Genomic DNA, 1,732 nt, shown 5'->3' on the forward strand with positions numbered 1-1,732 from the left:
CTCAAGAGCGCTCGATAAATCCCGGAGGTGGCAAGTCGGGTGATCCAAAAGGTGGGTGGGGAAGGAGCAGCCCCACCCCTGGGGTTCGGGTGAAAGGGGCGCCGTCTGAAGTAGGCAGGAGGAGTGAACCAGAAGAAAGAGCGGGCAGCAGAGGGAAGAGTCCGGACGAAAGAGCCGGACAGGGCGCAAGGCTGGCTGTTCAAGCAGATGCCGGAGCAGTTGGTGGAGCCGGAGCACCCGGTGCGGGTGGTGGCGGCGGCGGTGGAGGCGTTGGACCTGAGCGGTTTTCTGGCCGGAGCCAAGGCGGTGGAGGGACATGCTGGACGCCCGGTGACAAGCCCGCGGTTGCTGCTGGCGCTGTGGGTGTACGGGATTCAGCAGGGAGTGGGGACGGCGACGGAATTGGCGCGCCGGTGCGAGGAGGACAGGGCGTTTGAGTGGCTGGCCGGAGGGGTGGAGGTGAGCCATGACAAGCTGAGCCAGTTCCGGGTGGAGCACGTGGAGGTGTTGCAGCAGGTGTTCACCGACGTGCTCGCGGTGCTGTTGCAGCAGGGGCTGGTGAGCCTGACGCAGGTGGCGCAGGACGGCACGCGGGTGAGGGCCAGTGCCTCGGCGCCTTCGTTCCGGAGAGAGCAGTCGCTGCAAGAGTGCCGGCAGCAGGCCGAGCTGCACCTTACGGCGGTGCTGGCGCAGAAGGACGACCCGGAGCTGACGCGTGGGCAGCAGGCGACACGAGAGGCCAAGGCGCGTGAGTACAAGGCCCGGGTGGACGCGGCGCTGGAGGCGATAAAGCAGCAGCAGGCCAGGAAGAAGGGGGCGGACAAGCAGAAGGTACGCGCCTCCACCACGGATGCGGATGCGCGGGTGATGAAGATGCCCGATGGGGGCTTCCGGCCCGCCTACAACCTGCAATTCGCAGTGGCCGGGGAGACTCTGGGTGGGCCGCGAACGATTGTGGGGGTGGAAGTCACCAACCAGGGCAGCGACATGGGCAGCGTGAGTCCCATGGTGGAGCAGATTGAGCAGCGTACGGGCCAGGTGCCCGAGCGCCTGCTGGCCGATGGCAACCACGCCACGTGCGAGGATGTAAAGCAGTGCGCGGCCAAGGGGATTGAAGCGCTCATCTCGGTGCCCGAGCGCATGGCCCAGGCCGGGCAGCAGGGGGACCATTCCCCCGAGGTAGAGGCGTGGCGTGAGCGCATGCGCACCGACGAGGCCAAGGAGCAGTACAAGGCCCGCGCCGGCCTGGTGGAGAACGTCAACGCGCAGGTGAAGGGGCGCTACGGCCTGACGGAGGTGACGGTGCGGGGGCTGGAGAAGGTGAAGTGTGTCGCCCTGCTGGTTGCCTTGGCGCACAACCTGGCCGCACACGGCCAGCCTCTGGTGGATGCGCTACGGGCGCGCCAGAGCACGCTTGCCGAGCCGGCTCACCTCCTGGAGTTGGCTCCAGGAAACTCGGCCTCCCTCGGTGGCGACCTCAGCCCGGTGGGCCAGCTCACCGCCTTGCCTGCTGGCTTCTGACGGCCAGTCCCCTGCTGCGTGTGGTGTGACTGGGCCTCGGGCTCCGACGAGGCGATGAGCCCCCGGGCTGTCTGTTTGAACCCCGCTCTCGCCTGCTTCCACCTGTACACCCCCCCTCCAACTCCGCGCCTCGGGATGGGCGATTACCTTCGCCCCCTCCACTTCCTGATCGCGCTCTGCTCCGGCGAGGGATTTATCGACTGCCCTTCAG

Annotated in this window: 1 protein-coding gene; it reads left to right on the forward strand. The window is 67.4% G+C overall.

Features of this window, described 5'->3' with window-relative positions:
* Positions 1 to 123: 123 nt before the first annotated feature.
* Positions 124 to 1,521 carry a transposase gene (locus Q664_RS26295; RefSeq protein WP_152622349.1) on the forward strand — a complete coding sequence of 466 codons (1,398 nt, stop codon included), beginning with the start codon at positions 124 to 126 and terminating at the stop codon, positions 1,519 to 1,521.
* Positions 1,522 to 1,732: the final 211 nt, after the last annotated feature.

Origin of the sequence: Archangium violaceum Cb vi76 (assembly GCF_000733295.1) — a bacterium.
GTDB classification, from domain to species: Bacteria; Myxococcota; Myxococcia; order Myxococcales; family Myxococcaceae; genus Archangium; species Archangium violaceum.